This is a genomic window from Janthinobacterium aestuarii, from assembly GCF_046113285.1.
Taxonomy (GTDB): Bacteria; Pseudomonadota; Gammaproteobacteria; order Burkholderiales; family Burkholderiaceae_D; genus Janthinobacterium.
Genome location: NZ_CP142524.1, coordinates 2051455 through 2068500, shown reverse-complemented (window position 1 = coordinate 2068500; position 17046 = coordinate 2051455). Strand labels below are relative to the sequence as shown.

Annotated in this window: 17 protein-coding genes; 6 read left to right on the top strand and 11 right to left on the bottom strand. The window is 58.8% G+C overall.

The genetic code is table 11. From position 1 onward, the window contains the following. The first annotated feature begins 93 nt into the window (after window positions 1-93). The 3 genes from OX462_RS09305 (at window position 94) to OX462_RS09295 (ending at window position 2399) form a co-directional block, all read left to right on the top strand. On the top strand, window positions 94-1194 hold the full coding sequence (locus OX462_RS09305) for a hypothetical protein (RefSeq protein ID WP_409028249.1): 1101 nt from the start codon (window positions 94-96) through the stop codon (window positions 1192-1194). Window positions 1195-1283: 89 nt separating this feature from the next. Beyond that, window positions 1284-1700 (top strand): hypothetical protein, encoded by a 417-nt coding sequence (locus OX462_RS09300; RefSeq protein WP_409028248.1) that lies wholly within the window; start codon window positions 1284-1286, stop codon window positions 1698-1700. Window positions 1701-1904: 204 nt separating this feature from the next. Continuing rightward, on the top strand, window positions 1905-2399 hold the full coding sequence (locus tag OX462_RS09295; RefSeq protein WP_070300474.1) for a type II secretion system F family protein: 495 nt from the start codon (window positions 1905-1907) through the stop codon (window positions 2397-2399). Between the two features lie 777 nt (window positions 2400-3176). Here the strand turns inward: OX462_RS09295 and OX462_RS09290 are convergent. From OX462_RS09290 to OX462_RS09275, 4 genes are all read right to left on the bottom strand, one after another. Then, window positions 3177-3563 carry a hypothetical protein gene (locus OX462_RS09290; protein ID WP_070223964.1) on the bottom strand — a complete coding sequence of 129 codons (387 nt, stop codon included), beginning with the start codon at window positions 3561-3563 and terminating at the stop codon, window positions 3177-3179. Between the two features lie 109 nt (window positions 3564-3672). After that, complete coding sequence (locus OX462_RS09285; protein WP_071650272.1) at window positions 3673-4308, bottom strand: Vat family streptogramin A O-acetyltransferase; 636 nt, start codon at window positions 4306-4308, stop codon at window positions 3673-3675. Window positions 4309-4442: 134 nt separating this feature from the next. Next, window positions 4443-6269, bottom strand: coding sequence for a DUF4153 domain-containing protein (locus tag OX462_RS09280; protein ID WP_409028247.1), 1827 nt, complete (start codon window positions 6267-6269; stop codon window positions 4443-4445). Window positions 6270-6358: 89 nt separating this feature from the next. Then, window positions 6359-6796: a hypothetical protein gene (locus OX462_RS09275; protein ID WP_409028246.1), complete on the bottom strand. Its 438-nt coding sequence runs from the start codon at window positions 6794-6796 to the stop codon at window positions 6359-6361. A gap of 82 nt (window positions 6797-6878) precedes the next feature. Here OX462_RS09275 and OX462_RS09270 point away from each other — a divergent pair, with 82 nt between their 5' ends. Then, window positions 6879-7262, top strand: coding sequence for a MerR family transcriptional regulator (locus tag OX462_RS09270; protein WP_121670026.1), 384 nt, complete (start codon window positions 6879-6881; stop codon window positions 7260-7262). 108 nt (window positions 7263-7370) lie between these two features. Here the strand turns inward: OX462_RS09270 and OX462_RS09265 are convergent, their stop codons facing one another. From OX462_RS09265 to OX462_RS09255, 3 genes are all read right to left on the bottom strand, one after another. Continuing rightward, on the bottom strand, window positions 7371-8012 hold the full coding sequence (locus OX462_RS09265) for a choice-of-anchor C family PEP-CTERM protein (RefSeq protein ID WP_070223973.1): 642 nt from the start codon (window positions 8010-8012) through the stop codon (window positions 7371-7373). A 136-nt stretch (window positions 8013-8148) separates the two neighbouring features. Next, complete coding sequence (gene rraA / locus OX462_RS09260; protein WP_070223974.1) at window positions 8149-8643, bottom strand: ribonuclease E activity regulator RraA; 495 nt, start codon at window positions 8641-8643, stop codon at window positions 8149-8151. Window positions 8644-8675: 32 nt separating this feature from the next. Next, on the bottom strand, window positions 8676-9911 hold the full coding sequence (locus OX462_RS09255) for an MFS transporter (protein WP_070311415.1): 1236 nt from the start codon (window positions 9909-9911) through the stop codon (window positions 8676-8678). Window positions 9912-10041: 130 nt separating this feature from the next. Here OX462_RS09255 and OX462_RS09250 point away from each other — a divergent pair, with 130 nt between their 5' ends. Further along, window positions 10042-10812 carry a helix-turn-helix domain-containing protein gene (locus tag OX462_RS09250; protein ID WP_409028245.1) on the top strand — a complete coding sequence of 257 codons (771 nt, stop codon included), beginning with the start codon at window positions 10042-10044 and terminating at the stop codon, window positions 10810-10812. A 69-nt stretch (window positions 10813-10881) separates the two neighbouring features. Here the strand turns inward: OX462_RS09250 and fliD are convergent, their stop codons facing one another. The 4 genes from fliD to alr all read right to left on the bottom strand — a co-directional run bounded on the left by fliD (window position 10882) and on the right by alr (window position 15490). After that, complete coding sequence (gene fliD, locus OX462_RS09245) at window positions 10882-12267, bottom strand: flagellar filament capping protein FliD (protein ID WP_070288697.1); 1386 nt, start codon at window positions 12265-12267, stop codon at window positions 10882-10884. 228 nt (window positions 12268-12495) lie between these two features. Beyond that, on the bottom strand, window positions 12496-12816 hold the full coding sequence (locus tag OX462_RS09240) for a PilZ domain-containing protein (RefSeq protein WP_071650264.1): 321 nt from the start codon (window positions 12814-12816) through the stop codon (window positions 12496-12498). Between the two features lie 131 nt (window positions 12817-12947). Beyond that, a complete protein-coding gene (gene radA / locus OX462_RS09235; RefSeq protein WP_046683923.1) occupies window positions 12948-14324 on the bottom strand; it encodes a DNA repair protein RadA in 1377 nt (458 codons plus the stop codon). 74 nt (window positions 14325-14398) lie between these two features. Next, the gene (alr, locus tag OX462_RS09230) at window positions 14399-15490 is read right to left on the bottom strand and encodes an alanine racemase (protein WP_409028244.1); all 1092 of its coding nucleotides are present in this window, start codon (window positions 15488-15490) and stop codon (window positions 14399-14401) included. A gap of 259 nt (window positions 15491-15749) precedes the next feature. Here alr and lplT point away from each other — a divergent pair, with 259 nt between their 5' ends. Next, window positions 15750-17012 carry a lysophospholipid transporter LplT gene (gene lplT / locus OX462_RS09225; RefSeq protein WP_230505235.1) on the top strand — a complete coding sequence of 421 codons (1263 nt, stop codon included), beginning with the start codon at window positions 15750-15752 and terminating at the stop codon, window positions 17010-17012. Window positions 17013-17046: the final 34 nt, after the last annotated feature.

Sequence of the window (17046 nt, the reverse complement as noted above, 5' to 3'; positions counted from 1 at the left end):
TTTGTTCTTGTAGCAAACAAAAAATACCAAAAATAAATAATTTTATTTTTGGTTGCTATTTTGGCATAAAAACATAACCATTAAAGGTAAGAAATGAAATTTAATTTTTGTCGCCTCATATTTTCGGTATTGCTGGGTAGTATTTTATCTATAAGTAGTGCTGCACCTACGCAGCCACGCGTGCCAGAAGAAAAATTATCAAAACCTGATGCAGCTATTACTACATGGATCGGGGATTTGCAAGTGATGCATTGTGATGAAAAGAAAGAAGGGAAACGAAAATGTAAAACCATTTCCATGCCCGAAAAAGTTGGTGAAGTTAACAAAATTTTAGTCGGTGATTTTATTTCTACAACAAAGGCCAGTTGGCTGGTTTTTTCAGATAAACGTCCCAGCCTTTGTAGCATCTCAATTAATTCAAAGAAAATTTATTGCATTTTCATCAAATCAAATCTACCACCTACCGTTGATGTTGGTTATATGAGCGTTGGTCAAGGACTCAATACGCTTACCTACAAGAGCTCCGATACAAAAAATCCACCTAGCACGAGAAAAATGCGTAGTGTCGTTGATCACTTCACCAAGTCGCTTGATGAAGCAGCAAAAGAGCTACAAATAAAGCTAAATCTTGCGCATACAAAACATACTAGCAAGCCTAAATCTAAATCACCTCTCCCTCACGCCATGTCTTTAGCACGTGAAGGCGAAGAGATTGACGAGGAATGCGATAATTGTGATGGCGGTGATGAGGGAGGAGGAGGAAGTAGTGGTGATGGAGGGGGGGACGGTGGTGGTGACAACGGTGGATATAATGGCGACTACAACTCACCTGATCCATCTGATTACGACGAAGTCTCCGATGCAGGAAATGGGACAAATTGTGTGTACGGACCGATTACTGTATGCACAATCGTAGCACCTCGTCCTGACCCAACATTACCTGCACCTTCTACTGCATGGTCATTTTGCTCGTTGTTTGGTTTGTTTTGTTCAGATCCTACCTCGATTCCTAATATGCCTCCATCAGCCAACACTACGGAAGAACGCCGGCAAGTTTGCGATGCAGACTATGAATTCGACATGAAAGAGTGCTCCGCGTACTATGGCGCATTTGGATCTGCGACTTGGGCTACGTGTAAAGGTATTGCAGCGGTAAGATATGCAGCATGTCTTCGAAGTGCCGAAGGCAAATAGTTAATTAAATTATAGCCTAACCATACTTATATCAAGTATCGCAGTTACCGCTGCATGTTAGGCTTTTTTCAATAATTAAGGGGATTATAATGAAAGTGCCGAGAATAGAAGTGACGATGTTAGAAGACTCAACAATAAATTTATCTCTGATTCGTAGATTAGGTGCTACACCATTAGATGTGCCTTTAAATTTTGACGACCTATTAAAAAATGGATTTGACGAAGGAGCCTTTGAGTTAGGAAAAAAAATATTAAGTACGCTTAAAATATGGAATGAGGGAAAATTTAAAAATGCGCCCGCTGGCAAAAAAACAAATAGTTTCGCACCAGACAATTACGACGCGGCAATGACATTATTGGAAATTTCGGTATCTTCGAAAACTAGCAAGTATGTCGAGTCAATCGAGTCTCTTTTAAAAGAACACCAAGCCAAAGATAAAATTCAACATGATTTTCTAGATAATGATTGGCCAGTTATAAAAAATCGATTGATTAGTTTTAAATAATATAGTTATTATTAATATTTAGACATATCTGCCGCACGCGTTGTCGCGCAATATCGATTACCAACAGCGCATTGTACTGGTACGCACCAAGCTGATTAGTGCAGCCATCTACCCGACGATAGTATTATGCGTGGGTGGTGGCGTTAGTCCTTTCCTGATCTGTTATGTGGTACGACGTTTTGCAGAGGTGTAGAAAGGCGCTGGATGCAACCTGCCCTGGATGTCGAGGTAATGCTCGATTGGAACCAGTTCGCCACCGAGCACAGCATATTAATGGCGGGCTGTGTAGCAGTGGCGGGGCTGCTTCTCATGACAGCCGTGAGGCGAATGCAACGCGGAGACGGGTTGCTGCGCCTGCTGGCTGCCTTGTCAGGTATCGGCGAACGCATGCGCATTTATGAATTGTCGCGACTGTACCTAACGCCGGGCATGCTGTCCGAAGGCGGCATTACCATCGTGCAAGCCATGGTATCGATATGGCCTTCCCCCGTCGTCACGGACACTTTCGCTGGGCGCATTTTAGATTTTCAAACTGCACTGGGCTGCCGTCATCATGGGGCAGCCGGTTGCCTTGTGATACGCAATGAGATCCGAATTTTTGAGCGCTTCGTCGTTTGTCATAGGTTTATAGATACCGGTCGTCCAATCGTCCGCTTCTGGCTGATTGTACACCTACGATTTTATCGACGTTCCGTTTAGCTGGTTCATCAACGCATCGAGCTTGCCCTCTAGCTTCAAATTAGACGCCCCAATGAAATACCAGATGCAAGCGAAATTCACGATTGGAATCAACGCCAGGACCGTCCAGAGCACTGCGTTCCTTCCTTTGTCCTTCGCTAGAAGATAAGCAGAAACTGCCATCATTAGCGACATGAACACTAGTGGTAGAAATGAAACAAATATGTGTGGGGCGTTGTTTTCCATTAGTTTTATCTAGGTTTGATGGTTTAAATACGTTGGAAAGTCGAGCTAGGATACGTCCGAGCAACCTGCTTTTAACCTCCTGAACGGTTGCTTCTGGCCTATAGAGGCACTAGAGCATAGCGGCTTGCCAAGCGGGAAAACTCACACATTGTCATGTTGCCGCGATTGTTTGCTTTTGGCCGATAACGGAAGCACTATGCAGCTCTCCAAATTGATTCGAACTCTTGATGGGAAATCACACTGTACCCTGACTCTGATAAATCGAGAGGCTTTTCTGATATCCCGCCAAATTCGTCGCTCTCATTGTCGGCACTATAGCAAAGCTGCGGACCAGAATTGTACTGTTCAATTTGTCGGGTAACCCAGCCTGCACCATCGACTTCAAAGTACCACCAGGACGTACCCCATGCATCGTACCTGTCACCTCTAGTCTCTTCCCAGTGTCTTTTTACGTAACTTGGCATACTTGAAATGAGTAGTGAACGGAAACTAACGTCAGCCGTCCGCTTCTGGCCGATTGTTACCATCAAATAATGGATCTTTCCCACAAACTTACGCGCGTCCAAACGTTTCTAGGGAGCCAGCGAGTTTGTAGTCGGTAAGTCCATAAAGCTTCTTTAGTAATGCATCGATCGCTTGAAATAGCATGTTAGGGGCAGCTGACTTGTACTGAACACATGCCAGCCGGCCGGGCGACCAATCGATGATCTGTGCAGGCTGAAGTCCTGCAAAAATGTCGGTGATGAGTGAGACCGGTGACGAATTTTCCGTATAAGAGAAATCCATGTAGTCGCCGTAGATCAGTATCCATACGTCAGGACGCCCAACAACGCTTAGTCTCGCGTAAAACTCCCTTGATGGAAGCTCACTATGGAGATTTAGGCTGCCAAAGGCTGCCAGCAAGATCCGGCGAACTTCTTCTTTTGATTCCTCTTGCATTGCTAATCCTACTCAGTTGATGAATGACTTTAATGCGCTGCATCTCGCATGTTTGCACGACCGTCCGCTGCTGGCCAAAGCCGGCACGGCATCGGCCACGTCCATGACCTCAGCGGGCGGCACCACAGAGTGCGTCAACGTCCCCTCCCCGGATCAGGTCGAGGTGCCTGCTTATCCATTCTGCCGGGCGATCCCACCAGGCGATGTCCAATAGCCGTTGCACGGAAGCGGCATCGAAGCGCTCCCGGACGACACGTGCCGGATTGCCGCCGACGATGGCGTAGGGCGGGATGTCGGCAGTGACAACCGAGCGCGCGGCGATGATGGCGCCATCGCCGATGCGCACCCCGGGCATGATGAGTGTGTCGTAGCCTATCCACACGTCGCTGCCGATAACCGTATCGCCCTTGTAGGGCAATTCGCCCTCGACAGGTCGTGCAGTTTCCCATCCATTGCCGAAAATGAAGAATGGGTAGCTGGAAATCCCGTTCATTTGATGGTTGGCGCCGTTCATGATGAACTTCACCCCGCGCGCGATGGCACAGAATTTGCCGATTCTGAGACGATCGCCGATGAACGGGAAATGGTACAGGACATTGTCTTCGAAATGCTTGACGCCGTCGGGATCGTCGTAATAGGTGTAGTCGCCGATTTCAATGTTGGGCCGGGTGATAATATTCTTCAGAAAGCAGATTTGCGGGAATCCCGGCATTGGATATGCAGTGTTTGGATCAGGACCTTCCATGCTCTCTCCGTTTTGAATATTCCGGGTGAAGTACGCCATAGCGGACGGCCCGAGTCGCGCAGCCCACGAAGCCATTACCTTAATGGCAAGCAAGTGCTTTTATCCGGCGCTTCAGCCCGCCCTCTTCCGGCCATTTACGGCGTTGGCGGCGCCGCCGCCGTCTCCTCCGGGCAGCTGACCTCGTCCTCCTGCGTGTACAAGGTCATCGGTACGCGCTGGCCGTCGACTTCCAGCTCGCGCACTTTCGGCGGCACCAGCTGGAACTCGCCCGCCTGCAGTTTTTCGCGCAGGGGCTTGCAGCGCAGGGCGTCGGTGGGGATTTGCCCGCGCGCGGTCCAGCTGCCGTCGTCCTTCTCGGCCAGCAAGACGGATGAGGCCCGCGGGTCATTGCTGATCAGCAGCACGTCCTGCTTGCCGTCGCCATCGAAATCGAGCAGGTAGGCGTCGCACTGGGGTCCTGCCCGCTTCAGGCAGGCAGGCAGGCGCCAGGCCGGGCTCACTTGCGTCCAGTCCTGGCGCAGGAAACTCTGCGGCAGCTTGGCCGTGGCCGGGCGCAGGGTCAGGTTGATCGACACGTCGCTCAGCGCGCCCGTCTCGTCGAGACGGTTCTGGCGCTTGAGCATGGCCTCGGCACGGGCCCGCACGATGGCGGCGTCCGGGCCCGTCGTGCGCGTCTTGAGTTCCTGCAAGGCCGCCTGGCCGTAGCGGGCGCCCTGGAAGCGCAGGTACTCGAAATCGAACTTGTCCACGCCAACCTTGCCGCTTTCCAGGCGCGCCATCTGGCTGGCCACGGAAATGCGCGCCGGGTCGGCCAGCGGCGAGAACAGGGCGAACAGCACCAGCAGGGTAACAAAGGCGGTGGCCACGTTGACGTTGGCGATCAGGTGCAGCCAGTCGCCGTACTTGCTGGCCGCCCAGGCATAGCCGGCGGCGTAGCAGGTGGCGACCAGCAGGCAAGCGGCGGCGATCAGGCGGTCGGAGGTCCAGCCATGCGACATCACGCGCAGGGTCAGCGCATAGATGGCAATGCCCACCACCCACGGCAGCAGCAAACATGCCAGGCGCGTGCCCAGGCGGATGCCGCGCGCCACGCCATGGCCCACTTCGCCATTCTGGAAGGCGGCATTGATCAGCACCACCAGCACGCCGGCCATGCCCAGCAACACGGACGCCGCATGGCGCGTGGCCCACAGGCGCTCGAAGCCGATGAATGGCAAGGTCAGCAGGAAGCCGGAGACGAGCACGGCGGCAATCGGCACCAGCCACGACAGCAGCACCAGCAGCAAGGTGCGGATGCCGCGCACGATGGATGGGCGCACGTCCGTGATGTGGATGGCGAACGAGAACGCGAAGCAGATGACGGGAATCACGAACCAGGCCTGGCCCAGCAGCTTTTTCAGGAAACTGAGCTTGATCAGCAGAAACAGCTGCCCGCCCAGCCACAGCACCAGCCACAGGCCCAGCACGAACAGCAGGGAGAACAGCAACTGGATGCCCAGCTTCCAGGCGATTTCAAAGTAGGTCGGATAGCGGGCGATGCGCTGGCCATCCTGGGCGCTGGCCAGCACCAGCGCGTGGGCGATATACAAGCCGACGACGCAGAAACCGAACAGCTGGGCGGAAATGACGCGCAGGGGCGCGCCCGGCTTGTAATTGCCCCAGATCACGTGTTCAGCGCCGCGCGCCACGTCATGCCAGGCCAGCACGGCCAGCACGACGGCCGCGCCCGCCATCCACAGCGCGATGCGCTTCACCGACATATGGCCCAGGCTGGACACCAGCAGGATGGGCAGCAGCAAGCTGATCAGCATCAGCGGCCCCAGCAGGTAGGCTTCCGTGGCGGGCCACACCTTGTCCTGCGCCGTGCTGTACAGCCAGTACAGCAGCAAGCCTTGCAGCAGGCCCGTCACCAGGCGCGTTAACGCGATGCGCGGCGCCACCACCGGATCGAGCAACGCCATGTTTTTTCCTGCGGCATCCTGCTGCATAGTCATTCCTTTAATAGTCGTTTATTGCTGTAAAGCACGGCCATTATTGCATTTCGTTATATTCATCTCAACAGCGATTCGTGCGCGCGCCCTTCCCGCCCGGCTGCGGGAGCGCGCAGAGGCAGGCTTTGCGCGAGGCCCCAGGCCAGTTCCGGCACGAGGAACAGCCACAACAAAGGCTGGCCCGTCTCCAGCAAGGCCCACGCCATCCAGATGGAAAACAGGTAGCGCGCCGCCGCGTCGTAGCGGCCGAAGCGCGGCTGCGGGTCAAGCACGCGCAGCACGGACCAGACCATCACCACGCTGCCAAACAAGCTGCTGATCAGCAGATGCAAGGGCTCGAAGAGAGGCAGCGGCGCGCCGCCCAGGCCCACATTGAGGACGTTCAAGTGCTCGCGCAGCAGCAAAAACGTCCACGGCGTGGTAAACGGGGCCGTCATGAGCACATCATAAATGGCGCTGGCGCGCACCACGCGGCGGAAGGCGGAAAGGGACAACATGGGAACTCCTGTCAGTGGAAAGCGCCCATGATCAAGCTTGGAGTACACTCCATGGTCAAGCATTTTATGAAAGAAAAGAACCATGCAGATCGGCGAGATGGCGCAGGCGACGGGCTTGAGCCGCGATACCCTGCGCTTCTATGAAAAACGGGGCTTGCTGCGCGCGCGGCGCGGCGCGAACGGCTACCGCGACTACCCGCCCGAAGCGGCCGACTGGCTGCGCTACCTGCGCACGGCGCAGCAGCTGGGCTTTACCCTGGCGGAAATCGAAGCCGACATGCCGCTGCTGGCGGCCGCCGGCGATCCCGCCACGGCTGACCAGCTGCGCGCGGCGCTGGCGCGCAAGCTCGGTGAAATCGATGCGCGCATCGATGGACTGACGCAGTTGCGCGGCGAACTGGTGCGGCGTATGGGGGCGGCAGCGGCGGCGTGCCCGTTGCGCGGCGATGCCGGTGCGAATCCCTGAACTGCTGCCGTGGCTGTTCCTGCTGGGCGCAGGCAGCGCGCAAGACCCCTGACGTAAAAAAACCGCCTGTGCATGGCAGCAGGCGGTTTGATGTCGGGCAACCCCGGCTTACTTGGCAGCCTTGCGGCGGCGCAGGAAACCCATCAGGCCCAGGCCGGCCAGCAGCATGGCGTAGGTTTCCGGTTCCGGCACGGCGGCCATCACGGACACGTTGTCGATGACGGCGCCCGAATAATTGTCGAATGGCGTGCCGGCCTTGGCGGCACTGGCAAACGACAGGGTCGCCAGGCCGGTGGAAGCGGCAGTGAAGCTCAGGGTGTTGCTGTACAAGGTGTTCGACGCGGCAGCGGTCGAGTAGAAATTACCGGCCGCGCCACCGAAATTGACGCTCACGCCCTGGCCTGCGGGGCCGCCGGAATTGCGCGCCATGTCAAAGCTCAGATTGTAAGTCTGGCCGGCAACGACATTGAAATTTTGCGACAGGAAACCAGGACCAGGCGTGCCCAGCATATCGATGCTGTAGCCATCGATGGCGTTATACGCATTGCGGATCAGGTCGACGGAGCTGGCGCCCACGGTCCAGCCCGTGATGGCCGAAGAACCGCTGTTGACGACTTTAAAACCGCTGTCGAAGGTATAACCGGAAGCGACCGTGTCAAAATTGCCGTTCGTAATCAGGTTGACGGGGCTGGCGCTGGCGGTGCCTGCGGCAAACAGGGCGACAACTGCTGCGATGGTGGCGATTTTCATGATCTGATTTCCTTGCTTTATTGATATTAAAGTTTCCTTAAGTGAAATCATATCTCAGCCTTGATGAAAATCAAAGAAATTTACAGAAATATATTGAATGTAGATAATTTGCAACGCTTTCAGGCGCGCTGCGCCGTCAATCGAGTTCCTGCCGCGCTACCAGGATGCCGTCCGCATCGGCATAGATCCAGTCGCCCGGATGCACGGCCACGCCGCTGAGCTGCACACGCACGTCGCGCTGGCCGGCGCCCGTCTTGTTGCTCTTGCGCGGATGCGTGGCCAGGGCGCGCACGCCGATCTGGCAGACATTGATTTCCTCGCTGTCGCGAATGCAGCCATCGACAACGATGCCGGCCCAGCCATTGCTTTCGGCCAGCACGCCCAGTTGACCACCCACCAGCGCGCGGCGCAGGCTGCCGCCGCCATCGATGACCAGCACGTGGCCCTGGCCCGGCGTTTCCAGCGTGCTGCGCACGAGGGCGTTATCCTCGAACACTTGCAAGGTGGTGGCGGGCCCGCTGAAACGCACGCGCTGGCCGAAAGCGCGGTACACGGGCGGCAGCACGGCCAGAGTGCCGTCGTCGAGCATGGCAGCATAGTCGTCGCACAGGTCGGTGGTAGCAAAGGTCATGGGGATTCCTTTCGTAGCAGATGGCAACGATTCTATGCCTTTTGCAGCGCGGCGGCACGTGTTTTGCCGCCCACTCCCACAGCCGTGGCAATCGCCAGCGCCTGGAACAGGCCAATGAACACGAACAACAGGGCCGGATGGTCGCCATCCATCAGCGCGCCAAAGAACAGGGGGCCGACGGCCAGGCCGCTGTCGAGGCCCGAATACACGACGCCATACACGCGCCCGGTGGCATTCTTCGGCGCCGCCGCGCGTATCATCAGGTCGCGCGACGGTCCCGCCACGCCCGAGGTCAAGCCGATGGCGCCCATCAGCACCACCGCGCCCCAGGCCGGCACGACGGCCATGGACAGCAGCACGGCCAGCAGCGCGGCGGCGGAAAAGGCGATCGCCACGTTGCGGTCCGGCTGCTTGCTGCGCGCGCCCACCACGCCGCCGGCCAGCATGCCCACGGCCGAGGCCAGCATATAGGCCGTGTAGGCGCTGGTGGCCAACGCCAGGCTCATGCCGTACAGCTTGACGAGGGCAACGCTGGCAAAGCTCTGGATGCCGCCCAGGGCGATGGCGGTAATGAAGAAGAAGGCAAAGCACATCCACACGGCAGGCAGGCGCAGGAAATCCAGGGTGCCTTCGCCGCCAGCCGGCTGACCCGCTGCGGCCTTCTTGACAGGCTCGGGGCGGATGGCGTGACGGTTCAGGAACAGGATCAGCAGCACGCCGAACGGCAGCACGGCCGCGCATTGCAGCGCGATTCGCCAGTCATAATGGGTGGCGACATACGTCATGAACAGCGGTGCCAGGGCCCAGCCGATGTTGCCGCTGATGCCATGCACGGAAAAACCATAGGCCACGCGGGCCGCCGAAACGCGCTGGTTGAGGATGGTATAGTCGGCCGGATGGAACACGCTGTTGCCCATGCCGGCCAGCATGGCGCCCAGCATCAGCGCCGCATAGCTGTGCGCGGTGGACAGGGCCAGCGCCGACACGCCCAGCAGAAAGACGCCGGAAAACAGCACGGCGCGGGCGCCGAAGCGATCGACGACAAAGCCGGCCAGCGCCTGCCCCACGCCCGAGATGATGAAAAACACCGTCATCAGCAGGCCCAGCTCCGCATATGACAGGTCGAATGCGGGTTTCAGCCAGACGAACAGGGCCGCGAGGATCAGATGGTAGAAGTGCGACACGCCATGCGCCAGCCCCACCAGGGCGATGACGCGCGCATCGCTGCGCAAGGTTGGAAGTTCGGATGCTGAGTTAGTTGTTATCATGTCATACCCTGTCTTATACTGGTGAAGCTCAAGTGTATGCAAAATATCATCGTCTGTTTTCCGACAGGATGACATAATTTATCGAATTAAGGCCAAGCTGATGGGTGTACCTATCCTCCACCATACCCGCATGTGTCCGCCGCGGGAAGCGCCCAGCGCGACCATCCCCGTGACGATGATCGCGCGCGACCTGCAACCCGATGAATTCTTGTTATCGCATACCCACCCCTGGGGCCAGGTCACGATGGCGCTCGAAGGCGTGCTGCGCATCACTGCCAACAACAGCAGCTGGGTGCTGCCGCCCATGCGCGCCATCTGGATCGCGCCCAACGTGGAGCATGCCGTCACGATACTGGAAAAAACCCGCTTGCGCCCCCTGTGCATCCACGCCGCACGCGCGCCGTTCGCGGGCCAGGATTGCAAGGTGCTGGAAGTGTCGAACCTGCTGCGCCAGCTGATCATGGCACTGGAACAGCTGGACCCGGGCCAGGAACCGGCGCGCGAAGCGCTGCTGGCCGAACTGATCCTCGATGAATTGAAACGCTCGGCCACGCGCCCCATCCGCGTCCCCTTGCCCAGCGACAAGCGCCTGAAGACCCTGTGCGACAGCCTGATCGAGAAACCGGGTTTGAATCAGACCCTGGAACACTGGGCGCAGCTGGTCGGCGCCTCGGAACGCACCCTGGCGCGGCTGTTCGAACGCGAATTGGGCATGAGTTTTGGCCAGTGGCGCCAGCAGGTGCGCCTGGCGCACGCGGCGCCCCTGATCGCGCGCGGCGTGCCGCTGTCGCAGGTGGCCGAAGAACTGGGCTACGCCAGCCAGTCGGCCTTTTCCGCCATGTTCAAGAAGACTTTCGGCAGTTCGCCATCGGCCTTCTTTGCGCAGGGCGAACGAATATAGCAAGCGCGCCGATATCGTGCTCAGGGCAAGGCGGTGCAACACCGCCATCGGCGCTTTAGCGGTGCGCCCTCAGGCCATGAAGTCGAAGAGGGAATTCTTGCCCGTATAGCCCGGCAAGGCCGAGTTCGTTCCCATCTGTTCCTGGGCCGAATAGGCTTTGATCAGCGCCTGCGCCTGGGCCGTCAGCGCCTTGGCCAGCACGGCTTTCTTGTTGGTCAGCGTGGTGATGTCCTTGCCGACCGTCTGCACTTCCTTGCGGATGATGCTCGTTTCGCCTGTCAGCTCGCCGATCTTGCTGGAAAACTGGTCCGCCACGCCCTTGCCGTTATTCGTAAACAACTTGCTGACGGCATCCGGATCGGCCGCGATGGCGGCCTTGAGTTTTTTATCGTCGAGCACCAGTTCTCCGCTTTTGCCCAAGGTCACGCCAGCACTGCTGAGGATGGAGGCGGGCACGCCCGTGCTGGCCGTGCGCAGCACTTGCTCCATCTGCGAACGCACCTGCCCCAGGGCCGTGTCGGATTTCAAGTCGCCCTGCTGCAGGCTTTGCAGCTTGCTGTTGAGTTCATTGTAGGCCGTGACGAAGCTGGCCACATTGGTCGCGATCTGGCTGCTGTCCTTGGCGATGACGAGATCGGTCGTGCCCTTTTTCTTCAATTCGATGGTGGCGCCCTCGACTGCCGTCGTCAAGGTATTCGTGGCGCTCTTGATCTCCTTGCCGTCGACGGTGAGCAGCGCATCCTGCGCGGCGGCCGTCTGCTGCAGGCCCTTGCCGGCGCCGGGTGCATAGCTGAGCAGGTTGCTGACGGCAGCGTCGCCGGACACGCTGATGCGCATGCTGCTGTCGGCACCGCTCTTGCCATTGATGGCCAGCGAATAGCCATCGGCGCCCTTCACCACGCTGGCATCGACGCCCTGCTGCTTGAGCGCGGCGGCGATACCGTCAAGGCTGTTGTTGCTGCTGTCTATCGTCAGCGAAATGACCTTGCCGCTGCCGGGCGTAAATTGCTTGCCGTCGGCCGTGCCCACTTCGATTTTGACCAGCGCCGGCGCCCCCGTGCCGATGGCCGCGCTCGACGATTTCTGCGCGCCGCTGAGCAGGGTCTGTCCCTGCGCGAGTTGCTTGACGTTCAGCTCATGGCTGCCGCTGACGGCCTTGTCGGTGGTGGTGGCGCTCAGCACATCCTTGGCGCTCGACGTGGCCGACGTGGCCAGACCGCTGCCGGCCATGTTCTTGGCCACGGTCTGGAATTTTGCCAGCGCCGATTGCAGCTGGCCCAGGCCCGAGAATTTGGCCTGGTCGCGCGCCAGGCTGGCGTTGAGCTTGACGACGCCCGTGTTCTGCGACTGCATCTGGCGCTCCACCTTCGCATACACATCGGCCGAGATATTGCCCTGCGTCGTCTGCTGCGTGTTGTTGGTGTAAGCCCTGCTGTTGATGGTCGAATTAAACATGGTAGGCATTCCCGTCGGGTGTATGGTCATGGCACACGGTTCAGGTCTTGACCGTGCTGCGCTGGAAACGGACGGCAGGCGCGCGTGGCGCGGCAAGGTCCCTCTTCTGGTTGATAATTATGCAGTATTACCGGAATATCAAAACAGCGAACAGAACAGGTTTTTCCTGACTGCAAACCCATATGCACCATTTTAGCGCATTTCATTTGCAGCCGATCTTATCTTGTTTCAGCGCATGAATCTCGAAATGGCGCTGCTGACAGCCATGTCCAGCTGCGGGAAAGTGAGTCCCACCTTGAAACCTGCACTGCTGAAAATGCAGTGCGAGACGGACACGCGCGCCTCAATGATGTGCGCCGCGCCATCGTAAAACAGCTCGAACAGCACCTTGCCCTGCTTGCCTGTCGGCAGCGGTTCCGCGATGACGGCCGTCATGCCGCCCGGCCCCACGTCAAGGGTGCGCGCCGCCACAGGGTCCGCGCCGTCCATCACCAACATTGCCTTGGCACGCAATATCTTGCGTGCGCCCTGCCTTTGCTCAACTAACACTATATTCCGCTTCTCTATTAATTCATTGTCGACGCGAACTCGCTACGCGAATTCATCGGACAAATATTATAGTTCCAAACGGAAACTTTGTTTGACTTACCTCAAGCTTGGCATTTAAACCATACCAACTCTTACTCCAGGTCGCGCAATTTATTGAACGCTTCGTCAATGCGCTCGACGCCGATGACCTTGAGGCCTTCGATGACTTGCTTCGGCAGGTTGGACTTGGGCACCACGGCCAGGGTAAAGCCCAGCTTGGCCGCTTCGCGCAAGCGTTCCTGGCCCCGCGGCGCGGGGCGGATTTCGCCGGCCAGCCCCACTTCGCCAAACACCACGAGCCCCCGCGGCAGGGGCTTGTTGCGCATCGACGAGTTAATCGCCAACAATACGGCCAGGTCGGCCGCCGGTTCCGTGATCTTGACGCCGCCGACGGCGTTGATGAACACATCCTGGTCGAAGGCGGCGATGCCCGCATGGCGGTGCGCCACGGCCAGCAGCATGGCCAGGCGGTTCTGTTCCAGGCCGACGGACAGCCGGCGCGCATTCGGCAAGTGACTCGTGTCGACGAGGGCCTGGATTTCCACCAGCAAGGGGCGCGTGCCTTCCTGCGTCACCATCACGCACGAGCCAGGCACCTGGTTGTCGTGCTGCGACAGGAACAGCGCGGACGGGTTCGACACCCCTTTCAAGCCCTTTTCCGTCATGGCGAACACCCCCAGCTCATTGACCGCGCCGAAACGGTTCTTGATGGCGCGCACGAGGCGGAAACTGGAATGGGCGTCGCCCTCGAAATACAGCACCGTGTCGACGATATGCTCGAGCACGCGGGGGCCGGCCAGCGCGCCCTCTTTCGTCACGTGGCCGACCAGAATGATCGTCACGCCCGTCTGCTTGGCCGCCCGCGTCAGCTGCGCCGCGCATTCGCGCACTTGCGCCACGGAACCGGGCGCCGAGCTGAGGGCGTCCGAATACACGGTCTGGATCGAGTCGATGACCACCACTTCCGGCTTCAGGTCGTTCAAGGTCGAAAGAATCTTTTCCAGCTGGATCTCCGCCTGCAATTTGAGTTCCTTGGCGTCGATGACGAGGCGCTTGGCGCGCAGGGCGATCTGCGCGCCCGATTCCTCGCCGCTGACGTACAGCACGCGCTTGTGGTGCGACATGTTCGCCAGCGCCTGCAGCAGCAGGGTCGACTTGCCGATGCCGGGGTCGCCGCCGATCAGCACGACGCCGCCCGCCACCATGCCGCCGCCCAGCACGCGGTCGAATTCCTCGATGCCCGTGCCGAAGCGGGGAACGTCGATGGCGTCGATATCGTCGAGCGACAGCACGGGCGCCGTCTGCGCCAGCGACATGTGCTGCGGATTCGAATAGCGGTTGTTGCCGCCCGTCTCGGGCAGGGTTTCCACCATGGTATTCCACTGGTTGCACGAGGTGCATTGCCCCATCCATTTGTTGCTGATGGCGCCGCAATCGCTGCAGGTGTAGATGGTCTTGACTTTTGCCATGGTGTACTTTGCCCGGGTAAGATGAAACAGCTGGTTATATATACAGTATATACAAACCGCGCTTGCGCGTCACCCTACGCTTCGATCACCGGTACGCGCGGCGCCAGTGCGCACATCAGCTCGTAGCCGATGGTGCCGGCGGCCAGCGCCACCTCGTCGATCGGCATGCCCTGCCCCCACAAGGTGACGCTGCTGCCGACCTTGGCGCCCGGCACGTGGGTCAGGTCGACCATCAGCATGTCCATCGACACCCGGCCGATCAGCCCCGTGCGCACGCCGTCGACCAGCACGGGCGTGCCTTCCGGTGCGTGGCGCGGGTAGCCGTCCGCATAGCCGCAGGCCACCACGCCCACCTTGACGTTGCCGGCCGCTTCATAGCGGCTGCCGTAGCCCACCACCTCGCCGGCGGCGATATCCTGGATGCCGATAATGCTGCTGCGCAAGGTCATCGTGGGCAGCAAGCCGAACGCCTGCGCGGACGTACCGCCCGGGGCGCCGCTGGGCGTGCCGCCATACAGCATGATGCCGGGGCGCACCCAGTCGCTGTCGAGATGGTGCATCAGCACGCCGGCCGAATTGCACAGGCTGCGCGGCAGCGGCGTACCGATGCTGGAGGCGCCCGCCTCAAAACGCAGCATCTGCTGTTCCAACGGCAAGCGCGTGGGACCCGCCTCGTCCGCATTGGCGAAATGCGTCATCAGGGTGATCGTGCCGATATGCGGCATGGCGCGCAGGCGCGCATACGCACCCGCCACGGCAGCCGGCGTGAAACCCAGGCGGTTCATGCCCGTATTCATTTTCAGGTGCACGTCGATGGCGTGCGGCAGGCGGGCCGCTGCCAGCATGGCGATCTGTTCTTCGCAATGCACGCTGCCATTCAATCCATATTGCGCCATGACAGGCAAATCGCTGGCGTCGAAAAACCCTTCCAGCAGCAGGATGGGTTTGGTCCAGCCCAGTTCGCGCAAGCGCACGGCGTAATCGACCTCGACCAGCGCCAGGCCATCGGCGTCGGCAAAGCCCCGCATGGCCCGTTCCAGCCCGTGACCATAGGCATTCGCCTTGACGACGGCCCATACCTTGGCGCCGCGGGCGCCGGCACGGGCGCGCGCCAGATTGTGTTGCATGGCATCGAGATGGATGGTGGCGATAAGGGGCCTGGGCATATGCGTCGTTCACGGCAGGTGGGAAAGCCGTATTTTACCGGATGGGCCGCAAGCGGGAGCCGCAAGCAGGTCCGCAGCGGGCCCCAGACCGGCGCCCAGGACACCATGTATAAAATGCTCACATATATGTGTATTTTTCTACGGCAGAAAAATTAAGCTTCGCTTAGGCAAGACTATGCAAAGCAGCCCCTGCCAAACTTGGGGTTTGCTGTTTTTTCGTGGTATAAAGCAAGCCAGATATGATTTCAGGCAATCCAGAATGAATCGTGGTTTTTATACCATCATGGCGGCGCAGTTCTTTTCCTCGCTGGCAGATAACGCCCTCTTTTTTGTCGCCGTCGATTTATTGGTGTCCATGAAATCCCCGGCGTGGATCACGCCGCTGCTCAAATTGTCGTTCGTGCTGTTTTACGTGCTGTTGGCCGCTTTTGTCGGCGCCTTCGCGGATGCTCTGCCGAAAGGCAAGGTCATGTTCATCGCCAACATGGTCAAGATCTTCGGCTGCGCCCTCGTCTTCTTCCACGTGCACCCGCTGCTGGCCTACGCCGTCGTCGGTTTCGGCGCGGCCGTGTATTCGCCCGCCAAGTACGGCATCCTGACGGAACTGCTGCCGCCGGAAAAGCTCGTGGCGGCGAATGGCTGGATCGAAGGCTTGACCGTCACCTCCATCATCCTCGGCACCGTCATGGGCGGCGCGCTCGTCAGCGGCCACGTGTCCGACATGCTGCTGTCGATCGACATTCCGCTGATCGACACGGGCATCACCAGCAAGACTGAAGCGGCCTTGTGCGTCGTGGTGGGCATCTATGCGCTGGCGACCCTGGCCAACCTGAAGATTCCCGACACGGGCTGCGTGTATCCGCACCAGGAACGCAATCCTATCAAACTGATTACCGATTTTGCCAATTGCTATTCCATCCTGTGGAAAGACAAGCTGGGCCAGATCACCCTGGCCGTGACGACCCTGTTCTGGGGCGCCGGCGCCACCTTGCAGCTGATCGTGCTGGAATGGGCCAAGCAGTCGCTGAACATGCCGTTCGACAAGGCGACCAGCCTGGTGGGCGTGGTCGCCATCGGCGTGGCCGCCGGCGCCGTGCTGTCGGCACGCTTCATTCCGCTGCGCAAATCGCTGACCGTCATTCCGCTCGGTATCGCCATGGGCGTGATCGTCATGATGATGACGCAAGTACACTCCGTGTGGATCGCCTACCCGCTGCTGATCCTGATCGGCGCCCTGTCCGGCTTCTTCGTCGTTCCCATGAATGCCCTGCTGCAACACCGTGGTCACGTGCTGATGAGCGCGGGCCATTCCATCGCCGTGCAGAACTTCAACGAGAACCTGTCGATTCTCACCATGCTGGCCGTGTATTCGATCATGATCCGCTTGCACCTGCCGCTCAACATCATCATCACCCTGTTCGGCCTGTTTGTTGCCGGCACCATGTACGCCATCATGCGCAAGCACAAGCTGAACCAGGCTGAGCATGACAACTTGTCATTGATTGGCGAGCAGAAGCATTAACTTCCGGGGTCAGACCCGCCGGGTCTGACCCCAA